General features: G+C 39.5%; 13 protein-coding genes. 10 read left to right on the forward strand and 3 right to left on the reverse strand.

The genetic code is table 11. The features are described from left to right. Positions 1 to 256: 256 nt before the first annotated feature. The 5 genes from H6G18_RS10150 to H6G18_RS10170 all read left to right on the forward strand — a co-directional run bounded on the left by H6G18_RS10150 (position 257) and on the right by H6G18_RS10170 (position 7,866). A complete protein-coding gene (locus H6G18_RS10150; RefSeq protein WP_190406975.1) occupies positions 257 to 802 on the forward strand; it encodes a hypothetical protein in 546 nt (181 codons plus the stop codon). 80 nt (positions 803 to 882) lie between these two features. Continuing rightward, complete coding sequence (locus H6G18_RS10155) at positions 883 to 1,797, forward strand: fimbrial biogenesis chaperone (protein ID WP_242040261.1); 915 nt, start codon at positions 883 to 885, stop codon at positions 1,795 to 1,797. 117 nt (positions 1,798 to 1,914) lie between these two features. Beyond that, positions 1,915 to 4,860 (forward strand): carboxypeptidase regulatory-like domain-containing protein, encoded by a 2,946-nt coding sequence (locus H6G18_RS10160; protein WP_190406977.1) that lies wholly within the window; start codon positions 1,915 to 1,917, stop codon positions 4,858 to 4,860. 225 nt (positions 4,861 to 5,085) lie between these two features. Continuing rightward, positions 5,086 to 7,296: a polyphosphate kinase 1 gene (ppk1, locus tag H6G18_RS10165; protein WP_190406978.1), complete on the forward strand. Its 2,211-nt coding sequence runs from the start codon at positions 5,086 to 5,088 to the stop codon at positions 7,294 to 7,296. Between the two features lie 153 nt (positions 7,297 to 7,449). Continuing rightward, positions 7,450 to 7,866: a response regulator gene (locus H6G18_RS10170; RefSeq protein WP_190406979.1), complete on the forward strand. Its 417-nt coding sequence runs from the start codon at positions 7,450 to 7,452 to the stop codon at positions 7,864 to 7,866. Positions 7,867 to 8,005: 139 nt separating this feature from the next. Here H6G18_RS10170 and H6G18_RS10175 read toward each other — a convergent pair whose 3' ends face one another. Further along, positions 8,006 to 8,188, reverse strand: coding sequence for a hypothetical protein (locus H6G18_RS10175; protein ID WP_190406980.1), 183 nt, complete (start codon positions 8,186 to 8,188; stop codon positions 8,006 to 8,008). A gap of 390 nt (positions 8,189 to 8,578) precedes the next feature. On the opposite strand from H6G18_RS10175, the gene H6G18_RS10180 reads away from it, so the two are divergent. Then, positions 8,579 to 9,148 carry a DUF2854 domain-containing protein gene (locus tag H6G18_RS10180; protein ID WP_190406981.1) on the forward strand — a complete coding sequence of 190 codons (570 nt, stop codon included), beginning with the start codon at positions 8,579 to 8,581 and terminating at the stop codon, positions 9,146 to 9,148. A gap of 35 nt (positions 9,149 to 9,183) precedes the next feature. Here H6G18_RS10180 and H6G18_RS10185 read toward each other — a convergent pair whose 3' ends face one another. Beyond that, entirely contained in the window at positions 9,184 to 9,444 is a 261-nt protein-coding gene (locus H6G18_RS10185) for a chlororespiratory reduction protein 7 (protein WP_190406982.1), read from the reverse strand. 984 nt (positions 9,445 to 10,428) lie between these two features. Here H6G18_RS10185 and H6G18_RS10190 point away from each other — a divergent pair. Then, positions 10,429 to 11,460: a response regulator gene (locus H6G18_RS10190; protein WP_190406983.1), complete on the forward strand. Its 1,032-nt coding sequence runs from the start codon at positions 10,429 to 10,431 to the stop codon at positions 11,458 to 11,460. A gap of 63 nt (positions 11,461 to 11,523) precedes the next feature. Here H6G18_RS10190 and H6G18_RS10195 read toward each other — a convergent pair whose 3' ends face one another. After that, positions 11,524 to 12,729 carry a histidine kinase gene (locus H6G18_RS10195; RefSeq protein WP_190406984.1) on the reverse strand — a complete coding sequence of 402 codons (1,206 nt, stop codon included), beginning with the start codon at positions 12,727 to 12,729 and terminating at the stop codon, positions 11,524 to 11,526. Positions 12,730 to 12,853: 124 nt separating this feature from the next. Here H6G18_RS10195 and H6G18_RS10200 point away from each other — a divergent pair, with 124 nt between their 5' ends. The 3 genes from H6G18_RS10200 (at position 12,854) to H6G18_RS10210 (ending at position 16,672) form a co-directional block, all read left to right on the forward strand. Further along, on the forward strand, positions 12,854 to 14,377 hold the full coding sequence (locus H6G18_RS10200; protein WP_190406985.1) for a hypothetical protein: 1,524 nt from the start codon (positions 12,854 to 12,856) through the stop codon (positions 14,375 to 14,377). An 8-nt stretch (positions 14,378 to 14,385) separates the two neighbouring features. Beyond that, positions 14,386 to 15,234, forward strand: coding sequence for an LPS biosynthesis glycosyltransferase (locus H6G18_RS10205; RefSeq protein ID WP_190406986.1), 849 nt, complete (start codon positions 14,386 to 14,388; stop codon positions 15,232 to 15,234). A 106-nt stretch (positions 15,235 to 15,340) separates the two neighbouring features. Then, complete coding sequence (locus tag H6G18_RS10210) at positions 15,341 to 16,672, forward strand: S-layer homology domain-containing protein (RefSeq protein WP_190406987.1); 1,332 nt, start codon at positions 15,341 to 15,343, stop codon at positions 16,670 to 16,672. Positions 16,673 to 16,741: the final 69 nt, after the last annotated feature.

A 16,741-nucleotide genomic window follows, 5' to 3' on the forward strand; every position in this document is an offset into this window, starting at 1 on the left:
AATGGCAATTGATATCGGCTCAGAGCAAAATTCTTGTGTTAGGTAAATAGTTTTCAAGTGTATCTACACCCTAACCCATAGAGCTGACAGTCCGCAGATCACATAAACAAGCTCAGTCTATCTAGGACACTTGTAGATTCATGCACTCAGATTTAGCAACCCTAATCTAAGCCATGATTTATAAAGTTTAATTACTTCTGCTCTGTCCGTAATCAATTGCCATATTTTTTAGTTCTCTGATTGAAATAATTGCTGAATGAATAATTTGATGCAGCGCCAATATTTTCTCAGCATCACAACGATTTTGCTGGCTCTCTATCAAATCTGTACTATGGGTATAGCATCTGCTAATCCAACTTGTACAAGTACCAATAACGGCTGTATTGTCATTGAAAATGAGTTACTAGAAATTAGCCAAGAAGATATTGTGCCAGATGGTCGGACTGTGAATTTAAACGGTAATGGAGTTATAGGTGAAACCTCGTTGAGTACATCTAATCCATTCTTAGGTAATACACAAATTAGCAAGACAATTAATAATCTTTGGCAGTTTCAAATAGATAGCGAAAATCTGAATAATTTGCAGGTACAATACACCCCTTCTCAAGATTTTTTGCTTACACAAGGAAGTTCTGTAATTAGAGTCAATATCGACCCTCTAACCCCTATTGCTATAGGTGAAGGATCAACACCAGATAGGGTGATAATCCAAGGTGGAGCAACTTTTAGTTTAGACTTATCTGAAGTAACAAGGGCTGGTATTCATTCTGGTAGTTTGCAATTAACAGTTACGGAATTTTAAACAATTAATTCTATTTATTATTGATGATGAACAAGCAGATAAAGCTAACTAAAACTCTAAGAAATTTTGGGCTAGGTCTTTTGGCAACAGCAAGTGCAGTTGCTTTAGCTTGTCAGTCTACTTCAGCGATTTCTATTGGAGTTAGTCCACCACGCTTTGAATTAAAGCTTGACCAAAGAAGGTCTAGTACTCAATCTTTTCAAGTAGTAAATAACGGGAAGAAACCATCGACTTTTAGAATCTATACTCAAGATTGGACACTCGACGAAAAAAATAATATTAAAGCCGTACCCAATTCTGAACAATCTTTATCTCCATCAATTGTAGTTAACCCAGTTAGGTTTACTATTCCCCCAGGAAAAGCTCAAAGTGTTAGATTTTCCGTGCGTCCCCGTATACAGCCTAAAGCCGGAGAACATCGAGCTTTTATTTTTATAGAAGAAGTTCCTTCAGACGATAGGGATGCAAGTCCTAAAAGTGTCGCTGATGTGAGAGTTGTTGGACGTTTTGGGGTTGCTGTCTATGGTTATGTTGGTGAAATCAAGAGAGTTGCTTCACTCAATAAAATTACTGTAGATACTAAAACTGGCCCAGTACAAGCAAATTTTGATATTTCTAGTCAAGGTACTGGCTATGTGCGAATGGCTGGTCAATATGCGATTTGGCCTGCTGCTAAATATCCAGGTGCTAATGCTACGAAACAAATTGCCAACCTGGAGAAGAAAACGGTAAAACTACCAGATAATGTGTTGAGCGCTGGTTTTCTACCTAGAAGCCCCATATTACCAGATACTCGTCGTCAAATTCCTCTCCGATTGCCACAAAAACTACCACCTGGTCAATATGTTTTAGATATTAACGGTGAATTGAATGGAATCAAAATTGATCAAGGTGTCCCTTTTACCGTGTCAGTTTTAGCGAATACGCCTCAAAAGCCTGTAACCAACCCGGCTGATTCGTCTCGTCGTAACACCATTCCCAGACGCACCAGATAGTTGTTGTTGATATCATCAACTGCAATTTTTTAATTGATTTAAGTATTTTCTTCCCCAACTAGTTTGCAGTCAAGAAGTTTCTCGACTGCTCATAGGAACATTTGTGTTTAATGAACTATGCTCTACGATCGCCCCCCAACTTCACCACCACCAGTTACACCACCTTCGTTAGTAAGCTCTGTTTCCACTCCACAGGATACGAACGATAGTCAAATATCTGACATATTTAAGTATGCGATCGCTACTCCTAGTGGATTAGAGACGTTTCCTAATGAGTTTTCTACAGGTGTTTCACCAGAAATTTTTACAACAGAACATTTTAGTGAAAAACTCATTGCCCAAAGCATAATCAGCAATGAACCTGCTGAAAATACCACCACTAATAATAATATTACCAATATTCAAGAAAACCCTTCTGCTGAAAATAGTAAACAAGCTCCCAAGACAGAATCTTCTCCACAAAATCTTGGCAAACCAGAAAAAAATACTGATATCACAACACCAGTAACTATTCCAGACACAACTACTTTTACTGAAACCGCTAATTCTGGTATAGAAACTTTACTACTAGGGGTAATTATTAATAAAAGGGAAGTTGGTAGTTTAGATGTTATACGTCGAGGAAACACTTTACTAGTACCTTTAGAGAATTTTGCCCAACTTACAGGTTTAACCGTTGAAACTACGAGCGATACAACAGAAATTAAAACCCCATTGGGTACAGTAAAACTAGCTGCTAGTGAACTAGAAATCATTCAAGGAATTACCCACATTAGCGATTCTTTATTACAAGAAAAACTAAATACCACAATTGAATTGAGGTCTTTAGAAGCAGCTTTAATTGTTGGTTTACCTTGGTTATCAGGTAGTAGAGAAGCGCGAAATGCAGCAATTGATCTAGAACCAGAAGTTAAAGCACCGCTAAGTGGATTGTCTAGTTTTAGACAGGAACTTAATGTTGTTAATGATTCTAGTGGTACTCGATTCCAGAGTTATAGTCTGTTGGGTGGGAGACTCGCCGGTGGGACTTGGCGTGTACGGTTAAATAATAATTTTGAAAATTCTCCCAACTTAGCTGAATACTTTTTCTATCAACGTAATGGTAGATTTCTTTATCAATTAGGTCGTCAACAAATAAGTGTACATCCCCTATTAAATGGGCAGATTTTAACAGGCGCACAATTTGGTTATACTAATTTACCCGCAGATCGTTATAGACAAAGTTATAGTGCTAATCAGTTAATACCAAGAAGTTCTCGTTCTGTACAAACATTTCGGGGTGAAGTTCCTCCAGCCAGTTTTGTGCAACTGCGAGTTGGTAGTAGAATAATTGCCCAACAGCAGGTAGGATTTGATGGCATATACGAATTTTTTGATGTGAATTTGCCTGCGGGTCAAAATAATTTAATTGAAGTTTTGGTTTACGACCGCAACAATTTCAGTGTACCTATTGAAATTCGCTCTGTGAGACTCAATACTTCAGATTTACTATTACCTTCAGGTGGTAATGTACAGTTATTAGGTTTAGGTTTTAGTGGTAACTTAGCTCAAAATACATTTTTTGACGATTACAATACCTCTGATTCTGGTAGCCTTGTGGGCTTTTATCAATTTAGGCAAGGTCTATCAGATAATTTTACTGTTGAAGCTGGATTACAAGCAATTCCTAATACTTTCCAAACTCAAGTAGGTGCAATTTGGCGTATAGCCAATCCTGTGATTTTATCGGGTAGTGTGGGTACATCTTTTGGTAAGCTTGCTTATAATGCAGATTTAGATGTTCAATTAGGTGGGTTAGATATAAATGCTAACTCCCAGCTATTCCCCGAAGGTTATAGAAGTGATAATGGCTCAAGAGAAAGATATAATCATAGCTTAGAAGTAGGTTATCGCTTCAATAGTAATTTGAGGTTGGGAGTTTTAGCACGTAGTCGCAAATCTGATTCAAACTCAACTGAATACATTGCACCTACTTTCTATTTCCGTCCCTCCAATAGTTTATATTTTACAGGTAGACCTGATACTGAAGGGCAATATCTGTTTTATTCGGCATATCAACCTAATGCTTTAACTCGATTATCATTTAGTAGCTTTGGTGATAACTATGCTACGGATTTCAGTTATAAATTAAACAATAATTATCAGTTATCTTTGGGTAGTGATTTCGGTGGTAATCTACCAGCTCGCTACCTTGCTACAGTAAATTATTATCCCAGAAATATTAGAGGATTTAGTTGGAGGTTAGGGCTTGCTTATCGGGATGGTGATGTGGGGCCAATTATTGGTGCTAGCACCCAATTGATACCGGGTCTATTTGCTAGAGTCGAATATCAAGCTATACCTTCCAGAGCTAGAAGCAGTTTTGGTGGTTGGGGTGACGATCGCCTGACAATTTCTCTAGTATCCGATTTATCATTCTCTGATGGTAGAATCTCCCCAAGTAACTTTAACTCTTTTGGTAAAGATAAAGGAGCGATCGCTGGACGTATTTTTGTCGAAGGAAGTAAAGAAAGCTTTGATTTAGGCGAGTCTAGTGTCCGAGTGATAGACAAATACGGTAAAATTATCGGTGGTGCGAGAACCGATGCTCAAGGTAACTTCTTTGTCGGTAATTTGCCAGAGGGTGTCCATATAGTTGAAATTCTTCCCAAAGACTTACCCATAGAACTGACCCCAGTTAAAACTAGTACAATCGCTGAAGTTGCTGGTTCGGCGGTGACTAAGTTGAGTTTCCCTGTGAGGGTAGAATATGGCGTTGCTGGACGCATTACAGACAGCGCAGGTCAGCCTGTATCGGGTTTAGCGGTAGAACTTGTCAATGCTGAAGGTAAAAAAGTCGGAACAGGTGCAACTGACCAATTTGGTCTTTATCGTGTAGATGGTCTTCCTGCTGGTCAATACACATTGCAGGTTCCCAAACAAAACGACATCAATCGTAGCGATAGTTTACCCAAGCGAGCTATAACTATTGAGAATGATTTCGCCTACGAACAAAATCTGCAATTACCAATTTCCGCAGCTACCAAGGACGCACAGGAAGCACCAAAGTCATCTAATCCTTAAATTGGGGTGTTTTTGAATCAGTGTATAAATGAGGAAAAGTACAGAGAAAAATTAAGATTTTTCTGAAGAGTTTAATTATATTTCCTACAACAACGCCTAATTTTAAATATTTAGGTATGGTGATTATATTGATTAGCCAGCTACTTCACCTTGATGCCCCATTTCATCTACGATATGAATTGTTCTCCAGCTAAATCGGCTGCATCAGGTTAGTCTGCGATCGCTATGCCTAAATCAAAGAAAAGCTCTAATTCTATCAATTTAAACGATTCTCAATACTATCTTAACCGAGAGTTAAGCTGGTTAGAATTCAATCACCGAGTTTTACATGAAGCTTGCGACTCGCGTACACCCTTATTAGAAAGACTCAAATTTTTAGGAATTTTTAGTTCTAACTTGGATGAGTTTTTCATGGTGCGGGTTGCAGCATTAAAACAACAAGTAGAAGCAAAGGTTAGCCAATTAACCCCCGATGGACGGACACCCCAACAACAGCTAAATGATATTCGGCTGAATCTGATACCCCAAGTTACAAAACAACATCAACATTTTGAACAAGTAATTCGCCCGTTGTTAGCTAGTCACGGTATCCATATTTTGGATTATATTAACCTGACACAAAAACAACGTACTTATCTAGATAACTACTTTGAAGACCAGATTTTTCCGGTTCTGACACCCCTAGCTGTTGACCCCAGCCATCCATTTCCCTACATTTCTAATCTCAGCTTGAATTTGGCTGTAGTAGTCAAAAACCCCGACACAGAAGAAGAATTTTTTGCCAGAGTTAAAGTTCCTAGCGTCCTCCCCCGATTTTTGCCCCTACCACCAGAGTTAGCATTTCAGGAAAACGGACAAGCAGCTAACTGGATAGGTGTACCATTAGAGCAAGCGATCGCTCATAATCTCGATTCCCTATTTCCAGGGATGAATATCCAAGAATATCACCCTTTCCGCATTACCCGCGATGCTGACCTAACTCTGGAAGAAGATGAAGCTGATGATTTGTTATTAGCGATAGAACAAGAATTGCGAAAACGCCGCATGGGGGGTTCTCCTGTCAGAATCGAAATTCAATCCCAAACTCCAGAACTGATTCGCACCAGGTTACTGCAAGACCTAGACCTGACAGAACAAGATGTTTACGAGGTAGATGGTCTATTAGGACTGCGTGATTTGATGTCATTCATGGCTTTACCATTAGCGGAACTCAAAGACCCACCACGTCAATCTGTAGTACCTATACGCCTACAACGGTTGCGAGAACCAAGTGTAGACCCAGATGTTTTGGAATTAGAAGAGGGTAAAGACTTTTTTTCTGTAATTAGAGAAAAAGATTTATTTGTACACCATCCCTATCAATCTTTTTCTGCTACAGTCGTACGCTTTATTACCCATGCAGCCCATGATCCAAATGTTTTAGCAATTAAAATGACCTTGTACCGGACTTCGGGAGATTCACCTATAGTTAATGCCTTAATTGCGGCGGCTGAAAATGGCAAACAAGTATCCGTACTGGTAGAACTAAAAGCGAGGTTTGATGAAGAAAATAATATTTATTGGGCAAGAAGACTAGAAAGAGTTGGTGTCCACGTCGTCTATGGTTTAGTAGGTCTAAAAACCCATTGCAAAACTGTGATGGTAGTAAGGCGAGAAAAAGACAGGATGCGTCGCTATGTACATATTGGGACTGGCAACTATAATCCAAAAACAGCAAGACTATATACAGATTTAGGTTTATTTAGTTGTCGTGAAGAATTAGGTGCTGATATTACAGATTTATTTAATTTTTTGACAGGTTATTCCCGACAAAAGTCTTATCGAGAATTGCTGGTTGCGCCTGTAAATATGCGCGATCGCTTTTTGGAGTTAATTCGCCGGGAAATCACCAACGTACAGAATGGATTTTCTGGACGCATTGTGGCCAAAATGAATTCTCTTGTTGATCCACAAATTATTGCCACCTTGTATGAAGCCTCCCGTGCTGGAGTACAAATAGATTTAATCATTCGGGGTATTTGCTGTTTGCGTCCAGGGATCAAAGACATTAGTGAAAATATTCGTGTTATCAGCATAATAGGCCGCTTTTTAGAACACTCCCGCATCTATTACTTTCATAACAATAGTCAAGAAGAAATTTACATTGGTAGCGCTGATTGGATGAGCCGTAATTTAGATAGGCGAGTAGAAGTCATTACCCCTATAAAAGACCCTGATATTGCTAAAGATTTGCAAGAAATTCTGGGAATACTGCTAGCAGATAATCGTCAAGCTTGGGATTTACAAGCCGATGGTAGTTACATTCAACGTCATCCTGGAGAAGATTGTCCAGAAACTAACTCACAAAAAACTCTCATGAATATGGCATTACGTTCAACTGGAATAGTTACAAATCTGATCGATTCACCCAAAAGTTCTGCATATACAGACAATTAAATCAACCCCATTTCCCGGCAAATTTTAATTTTTTTAAAATTACTCTAATCAATCTTTATGGTTGTGTACAAATTATTCAACCATAGGATAGAGTAATTGTTGGTACTTGTTCCCATAAACTATAAAAAATATCGTATTGAGTTGTTCTTGGGAATGTTAATGTTCTCCTGTGAGTCCTCTACCTTAAAGGTTCTAGTGGTTGACGATCATGAACTGACTCGTTTAACCTTACAATTAGCTTTTTCTGCTCAGGAAAATATTCAAGTAGTGGGTCTGGCCAGTAATGGTCAAGAAGCTATAGAAATGGTAAGAGACTGTAATCCTGATGTCATTGTTCTAGACCTACAAATGCCAGTCATGGATGGTTGGAGTGCTTCTTGTCATATTAAAGCCATTTCTCCCAACACGCAAATACTAGCTTATTCGTCAGTAGAAGATACAAGTCTTCTGAACACGCATACAACACCCAACTTTGATGATGTTTGTAAAAAAGATGTGTCTACCAAAGAACTTATTGCTTTGGTAAGACAATTGGGACGACGTGCAGGGGATGGTTCCAATTCAAAATAACTAAAGCTGGTTACGTCGCTTAACTAAATTGGTATAGCTTAAAAATGGGGACTTGGGAAATTATTATCATTCAAGAGCGTCGGTAAAACCGTTTTTAGACGGTAGCACCGACGCAATTTTTATTAGTTTCTAATTCAGCTTAATTATTTCCTGTTTCTGGAATAGTTCGTCTATATTCTTCAATCAATTCATCCAGTTCTTCCAAAGCTTGATTCACATCAACTCTTAAAATTCCCAGGTTGGGTTGCTCTAAAAGGCTCAGTAAGTACTCACGTTTACTTTGAACTGCTGTAATTCTTTCTTTGAGAGTTGATAAATCCATTATTTTTCATCCTGAAAGTAGTTTCAAATTTAAAGTTAACTCAAAAAAGGTGCATCAATCCCTTTTTTACGAGACGGTATGCGAAGAAATTTTTTTCTCTATCTATAAACTTATCGTAAATTCAAGGGTTTAAGACCCTTGTATCTACAAGTAGTATTAGTTAAGAAGGAGTGGAAACCGCTTAATTTAACTGTTTTTAACTTTGAATTTTGTAGCGCTTGTGCTTTCTGTAGGATATTTTGAATTATTGAGTGATTGTATCCTTTTTTCGGTCATGTAGCTGAATTCAATGAGAAACTCAAGGCTCAGAGCAGCTACTCTTTCCTAAGTTGTCACTCATAACCGATGATAATAAAACTAATGTGTTAAGAATTTATCCTATCTCATCTCATGTTACGCCAAATCTCTTTGGGAACACTTGGTTTAAGCATCGGCAGCATATTAACCATTGTTGGCTTTGTTGCTTATGCTGCAAATAACGCCACACTAAACTTGGTCGGATTTTTTTATGGGTTTCCTCTACTACTGGGAGGACTAGCGCTCAAAGCTAATGAACTCAAGCCCATAGCTTTTAGTCAACCGACAATACAATCCGTGTTACTCTTGCGCCAGCAGCAAGCAACGGTCACTCAAAATAAAATCCGTAAAGATATCACTCGATATTGTTACGGGCAAGATGCTCATTTAGACGGAGCGCTGTCTTACTTGGGATTAAGTCCTACAGATGATGAAAGACCAATAGTTACAGGTCTACGAGAAACAGAAACTAGTGGAGCCTATACCCTAATTTTAGAATTTGACTCACCGGAAATATCAATGAGCGATTGGCAACAAAAGCAAGAAAAAATGACCAAGTACTTTGGCCCAGGAGTAGAAGTGAAAATTACTCAAGTAGATGAAGACAAAATTGAATTAGCATTGATTACCCTCATTCAAGAGTCGACAGTCAATAGTCAATAGTTCAATAATTTATAGAGACGTTGTATATAACGTCTCTACTTTTCCAACCGCACTGCGTACCACTGCAAATATTTTCCTGCGCCTACGTCCAACTCGCAACTGGTATCGATTAAGTGTTGCGCTTGAACCTGCAAAGAATCAAATTGTTGTAGCTCCAGGGGTAAATCTGAAAAATCAATTTTTTGTAATTCCCCCTTGAGTTTTTCTAATAATTCGGCGCTGGTGAGGAATTGTTCTGGTTGGTTGGTTTCTAGGACAACAAAGTTATCCAGTTGATACATTAAGGGATCTGGCATTGCAAAGATGCTATGAATTGTGTACATAGATTTTATTAAGATAAATTAGTTTTTTAGAAAAATCCATACAAATTTTGTAGCTATAAATGTATGTAAAAATTATTAAACAACTGGTAACTAATTTTAAGTTTTGTACCGTATTGTGAGCTATCACAACCCAGATATACCCAAATATGCTAGTCAATGACCACTGTAAATTCTTTGAGTGGATGACTTGTCTACGTATATTTCCAAAATAAACCAAGAATTTTATTTCAGATGGATGTGGTAGATTACCCTTGCTTTGAGTCTCTAGCTTCTGCTCTCTCTAAAAAATCACCATAAATCATGGGGCAATTCTGTAGTTAGGTTGCCAATCAATGTCAGAAAAATCAAATTATGTTAATAGCTTGATAATAAGCTTATAAAGTCTAAGTAATTTTCTCATACACTGATTATTTTCAGGTTTTTCAACTGTGTTCAATTGGTTCAATTCCAGTGATAGAAACGTGTATTTTCCTCTGTATTTCTTTTGTAGTTCGATGATTCATATACTTTTTAAGTTTTTAAAGTTTCTATATAAAAGAACTTTTGTAGTTAAAAATTAGCTTTCACATTTAAATTTTTGCTTAATACTGTAATTATGCTGTATCAAACGGGAAACATAAAAGTAATATTTCTTATCATAATCATAAGGATATGGGTAATGAAAAATTACCTTTGTTATCTCTATTAAATGTGTACTCAACCTTGTATTACTCCAGATTCTGATCTGCAAATTATGGGGCGGTCTATAGCTAAAACAGATATAGGACTGCTATCTATTTCAGTATTTCTCAGCATTGTTAAATGCCGTATAGACTTTTGTCTACACACTCACAAAAAATTTGCTGAAGTTATAACTAACCCTAAGAAACGATCGCTCATAAGTAATTTAGCTATGAGGGTGAAGCTTTTCCCAGTTTTTCAGTCCTCAGAACTCTGATTTTCTATGGAACGCAACTCATGTCAGGCATAAGCCCATATTCTCTTTCTAAAAAACCTCCTGTGATTTTGGTGGCTGATGATGACAAGACCATCAGAATGCTGTTGCGTGAAGCTATGGAAAGAGAGGGCTATCGAGTAGTAGAAGTAACAGATGGTAAACAGTGCTTAGACGCTTATGAGACTGTTAAACCAGATATAGTGTTGCTAGATGCTATGATGCCTGTAATGGATGGTTTCACTTGCTGTAAGCAACTACTGCATATTGCCAGAAATAACCTGATTTCCGCCTTGGCAAATTTAGATACAGACTCTGGCTTAGGTAGCACCATCATCTCAAAATTGTGGGAACGTACTCCTATTTTGATGATTACAAGTTTAAATGATGCAGAATCTGTGGATCGTGCTTTTGAAGCTGGGGCAACTGATTATATTACTAAGCCTATTCACTGGGCTGTGTTGCGTCAACGCTTACGAAGATTGCTACAGCAAGCACAAGTTTATAAACAGTTAGAGGCAGCTAACTTAGCTTTACAGCACTTAGCCAATGTGGATGGCTTAACTGGATTAGCAAATCGTCGTCGCTTTGATAATTACTTAAACACGCAATGGATTAACCTAGTCCAGGAGAACGCTCCTCTATCGCTGATTTTGTGTGATATCGATTTTTTTAAATTTTACAATGACCAGTATGGTCATCCAGCCGGGGACATCTGTTTACAAAAAGTAGGGGCTGTTTTAAGCTACAAAGCTCAGAAGCATCGAGACTTGGTAGCCCGTTATGGTGGTGAAGAATTTGCGGTGATTATGCCATATACTCACGCAGCAGGAGCAATTTATGTTGCCCAAACTATACAAGCTAGTGTCAGGAATCTGCAAATAGTCCATGATAAATCTGCCGTGAGTCAACATATTACTCTCAGTATGGGTGTAGCAACCATAATCCCCACGTGGGAATCTTCGCCCTGTGATTTAATTGCGGCGGCAGATAAAGCTCTTTATCAGGCGAAGGAAGCAGGACGGAATCGTGTTTGTCAGTGGGAGGAAAGTTAATATTCAATGGTCATTGGTCATTAGTTCATAGTCAATATTTATCCTCCCCGGCTCCTCTGCACCCTAAGATGGGTATACGGGTAGTGTGAAGTGAAACCATGCTCCACCGTAAGGGTTAGAGTCTACCCAAATTTGACCATAGTGGGCGCGGATGATCCTTTGGCACAAGGAAAGACCGATGCCGTAGCCTTCTTTTGCTTCGTCTCGTTCTAGGCGATAGTGGTTTTCAAATATACGTTCTCGATTCTCTATGGGAATACCGGGGCCGGTGTCACCAATGCTAAATTGTACTTTTTGAGTAGTACGGTGTAATCCGGCGATGTTAATTGTGCCACCTTCTGGGGTGTATTTGATGGCATTATCTAGTAAATTTATCAGTACTTGCCGGATGCGTTCGGGGTCAGCGTAGACACGAGGTAAATCTTGGGGAATGTCTGTTTCGACCTTTTGCGCTTTGGTGGTGTAGCGATCGCGCAGTTCTTCTAGAACATCTAAGCAAAGTGAGCCTATTTCGATTTTATGTGGTATAATGTGGAACTCTGTATCATTACCCCGACCCACCTGCAAAAGATCCGCAATCATTTTATCAATTGTTTTAGTTTGAGTGCGGGCTTGTCTTAATAAATTGACTACCAATGCTGGTTTTAAGCGTTGAAATTGGGCATTGTCTGGGTTGTAGTTAGATTGTAGAGTTTCGATGGCGATCGCTGCTGCGGTTAAGGGATTACGGAGGTCATGAACTAACATGGCAATTACTCTGTCTTTAAACTGTAACTGCTCTAGTAGTTTTTCTTTTTCTTGTTTCAGATGAAAAATTTCGTCTGAAAGCTTGAGAAGTTCGGCAGAAACAGCGACGGAAGTGATAGTTGATTTAGGTTGGGCTACCCGACCATTATCATCTACACGTTCTTGTAACTCTTCCTGTAATTTGACATAAGCATCTGCGGCTGCTTGCCAACGGGGCCACCAGTTTTTTAGTTGAGTAATAATGTTACTGCCGGCTAAAATCTGTCTGGGTTCCGGGTGAATTTTAATTAAAGCTGGCGTGGCGACTAACTTAAAGTGTTCTGCTAAGTATGGTTGTTGCCCGACATCAATAATTTGAAGTTCAAAGTTATACTCAGCCTGCAAGTGTTTTAAGTAAGCACGGATACGCTGCACCTGCTGTTTGGACTTGGGTCGTCCATCAACGAACAGCAACAGCTGGAGTGGAGCCTCAGAATAAATAGGCTGATCCTGGGAAACTTGCATGTAATCGTGTTTCAGCACTGGTAACAACCCGGCGACGCTTTGCGGAAATTAGAATAGACTGACAGTTGTCGGTGGTCGTTCTTTTTTCAATTTAATATCTATTTTAGATTCTTACTACACCTATCCACACAGGGTTTTTGAGATGAGATACATATTTTTTCCCATTTTGTTACCTTTTTTGGTGACTGGCTTTGCGGGAAACGCTTTTGCCCTACAATATCAGTCTGTGTCTAATAATCATACTCTGGCTGTTGAGTCAACTGATGAAAATTTTTATACTGAAGCCAGTCGTCTGCTTCAGCAACAGCTAGATTTGATTGTACGCATTGAACAAGCCCTGGTTTCTCCAGATGCTAATCGGATGCGTGCTGTCCGGGGACAATTAAATGTACAAACTAAAACGGTAGAAGGGTTTCTCAAACGGCTGCACCGTAGCCGTCATAATTTGTGTAACCTGACAAATGCTTCCCCTCTATCTGACCAGTTGAGCGAATCACAAACAAAGGTTTATTGCGCTTTGTCTGCTTCTAGCCAGGAATTATTAAAACTTGCGCCGATGTTAGATAAACTCTTGTCTCGCCGTGGTGAATTAGGCTTAGTCAGACGCTTACCTTTAGTCAGTGGTGAACGTAATTCAGATCCAATACTAACTATTGCACCAGTACAACATCCGAATCTGGGAAAGCCAGCAACGCCTTTATCAACCAGAGAACCAAATCTAGCACCAACTAATCAACAAGCATCGCCACAGTTTACCACAGTTATCGCCCCATCTGCACTACCAATTATCGGTAGAGTTGGTAAAACAGCCATAGCCAATTATGTACCACCGATGCAACCTGCGATCGCACCACCAGACGCAGCATTAAATATACTGGCAAAGGCCAAGCAGTTGTTGACAGCCGCGCAGATAGTATTTCCCCCGGAAACAAAGTTTAGAGATGCACAGGAAACGGTGACAGCACTTGATCGTTTTGCTTACGGACTTGACCCACAAGAACCGGAAACCTATGCTCAGTTTTTACGATTACCACGTACTGGGATTTTTCGGGTTTTGCCTGCTTCAGCTTACCAGCGTCCACTCAATACATTGTCGAACCGATTACAGTCTAGGGTGAGCGATCGCTATTCTTTTCCGACTTTGGATAACACTCAGGGGGAGCTTAATCCCAGCTTAACACTTCATCTTGTAGATGATCGCTTCCAACTCCAGCATGAGGGAGTAAATTACAGCTTTATGGTAGATATGGGCGATGTGCCGCTAGAAAAATTGGATAATAGCCTGAAAGCTGTACCTACTTCAACACGAGAGTTTTTCCTCAACTACCAACCTCCCAAACAATTAGAAGCCTTACAAGTAGACAGAAGGCGGTTTGTGACTGGTAAAGACCAGAATTGGCAGCACAATCAGGTAATTCTTGCCAGTGCCACCGCTAAATTGAATCATACTTATTTAGTGCGATCGCTGCAATTCCAATTACCAGAGATTATTCTCAATGGTCAAATTTCTAATTTAGAAAAGAGCAGCTACATAAACCAGTTAAATCAGATTCGTAGTAGTGATATGATTATTGCTTTCCGACCAGTACGTAAACGCTCTGATGGTAGTTATACTATCCTTTGGCGAGTATTAAATGAGTTGCCTGCACCCCAACTTGAAGATTAATTAAAACTATGAACCAACAAGACCTGGTTAATAATTATCTAATTAATTACATTGACAGAGTTTTGATTATTGCTCATAAGGAATCAACTGATAAATTAGAAGCAACACTAACTAAAGAAGGATTTCATTATGAAGTCCTCCGCCAAGAAAGCAAACCGGAATTTCAAAACTTTTCTCGCAGTTATTTGTGTTTACTAAATCATCGCCATGCTTGGGAAAAAGCAGCCCAAACAGATAAACCAACTCTGATTATTGAAGCGGATTTTGTGCCAGTGGTTGGCTTTGGTAAGTTGCCTTTACCTTTTAATCCTAAGCAAAGTGATGTTGGTATTAGCTGGCTTTACACTTGTGCGCCGCAAGTTTATCATGTTTCACCGGAAGGCTATGCTCAAGGTTTCTCAACTTCCGCAGTTGCTTATATTGTCAATTCACAAAGTGCCATCTATCTATTAGAACTGGCTAATGAAGTTACAGAAAAAATAGGAGCCACTCAATACTCAACTTGGGATTCTGATATTGATAAATTCCTCCTCAACCGCAAGCTGAAAAACTATATCCCTTGGCGTAACTATGGAGAACATGGAGGTTTGCCAAATCCAGAACATCAGCAGAATAATTTAAGTAAAGTTCATCGCGCCGATGTTTTATACGGTAAACTTGCCTTTACACCTTTGTATGCCGTCGGCGAACAGGGTGGAACATGGAAATTTCTGACAGTAAGATTGCAAGCTCGTCTCAAGGGAATTGCCCGTTTGGCTGTGGGTCGTTTTTTACGTCCGCCAGTTATTCAAGGTTCTACAACTCCGGTAAGAATGATCAAGTTTGCTTTGTTGCGACAATTTTCATTAAGACTTTAGTCCATAGTCCACAGTCCACAGAATAATGACAGATTTTTTTTCAACTTTAGCGTTAGGGTCATAGTCTGCGCTAGGGTAGAAATTGACACGCATTTTGTGATTTCCTGTGCTTCCTTGTAAACGACCAGCTTTAGTCTTGAGTTTGGCTGTTTTATTGACTTCTTTGACAGCCTGTGCTAGTACTCCAACTGCCAAAAATCTGGAACAGTCTTTGGCAGCAGATCCGAGATTGCAAAGTAATCAAGTGATATTTGGGGAAGCTAAGGAGGGTGAAGCCCAACCACCGGAGCAAAATCAACCCTCAATTCAATTACCGGCTGGTTTTCCTCCAGATATACCTTTATATAACAACGCTCAACTACAGCAAGTCACCCCTGCTAGTGGTTCAGAAAACCGAGTATCAACTCGTTGGTTGAGTTCAGATCCCAGCAATTTTATTACTAGTTTTTATCGTAACCAGTTTCAGACAAACAATTGGCAGATTTTGCAACAGCCAACCGATGATGTAGAAGGTACATTTGAGGCACGGCGTGACGATTTACTAGTAAAGGTGTCGGTTCAACCAAAATCGGTGACTAACGCCGCAGCAAATCAACCCCAAACATCTACAGCAATACAAATTGAGTACGTCCGTAATAGCACAGCTACAGCGCCATCTAATAATCCTCCGACTGGAGAGACTCAGTTGATAGGCCCGGTTCCACCTGCAAATTGGACAACAGATAATTCAACCACTGCTACAGCCACATCGGAAATTAGCGATCTAAATAAAGCACCACAACAACTGCGACAATATATCCAAGATTTAGCTGCATTGGGTGTTTTTGGTGCAAAATCTTCTGCGACTAAGAATAACAATACCGCAAGCAACCAATTTGAACCCGGTAAAATTGTTACTCGCCGAGAATATGCTCGTTGGTTAGTGGCTGCTAATAATGCCATGTATGCTAATAATTCAGCAAAGCAAATTCGTTTAGCTGTGGAAAGTACACAAGCGGCTTTTACTGATGTGTCGTCTCAAGATCCTGATTTTCCAGTTATTCAAGGGTTAGCCGAAGCTGGTTTAATTCCTAGCCCTTTGTCGGGAGAGGCGACAGCAGTTTTATTCCGTCCTGATGCACCCCTGACAAGGGAACAGTTGATTTTGTGGAAATTACCCCTAGATACTCGTCAAGCTCTACCTATTGCTAACTTGGATGCAGTTAAGGAAACTTGGGGTTTCCAAGATGCGGGGAAAATCGACCCCAAGGCTTTGAGAGCTGTTTTAGCTGATTTTCAAAATGGTGAACAATCAAATATTCGGCGAGTATTTGGTTATACAACACTTTTTCAACCGAAAAAACCTGTAACTCGTGCTGAGGCGGCTGGTGCTTTGTGGTATTTTGGCACACAGGGTGAGGGTATATCGGCTGTGGAAGCGCTGAAGTTACAGCCCTAAAAGTTTGTAGTAAGGACTTTAGTCCTATAAAAAATTAATATCCTTACTACGAAATTAGGTGTTAAGCGA

Source organism: Anabaena subtropica FACHB-260, assembly GCF_014697105.1.
GTDB classification, from domain to species: Bacteria; Cyanobacteriota; Cyanobacteriia; order Cyanobacteriales; family Nostocaceae; genus Trichormus; species Trichormus subtropicus.